Source organism: Curtobacterium sp. C2H10, assembly GCF_025407985.1.
In the GTDB taxonomy this organism is placed as follows: Bacteria; Actinomycetota; Actinomycetes; order Actinomycetales; family Microbacteriaceae; genus Curtobacterium.
The window spans coordinates 1-240 of the sequence record NZ_JABXGF010000254.1 but is presented as its reverse complement, the minus strand read 5'-3'; the positions used below and the strand labels follow the sequence as shown (position 1 = coordinate 240).

Sequence of the window (240 nt, the reverse complement as noted above, 5' to 3'; positions counted from 1 at the left end):
CGTCGATGCTCGTCTTCACCCTCGTCTTCACGAACTTCTTCGACGCCATGGGCTCGATGACCGGCCTCGCGAAGGCCGCCGGTGTCCCGAACCCCGACGGCACCTTCCCGCGCCTGAAGTCGGCGCTCGTCGTCCAGGGTGCCGGCGCGATCGCGGGTGGTGGCGCCTCAGTATCGTCGAACACTGTGTTCATTGACTCCGCTGCCGGCTTCCGCCAAGGCGCCCGGACCGGCATGGCTT

General features: G+C 67.5%; 1 pseudogene. It reads left to right on the top strand.

Features of this window, described 5'->3' with window-relative positions:
• Window positions 1–240: pseudogene (locus tag HWD93_RS18845) on the top strand (NCS2 family permease); the annotation flags it as partial.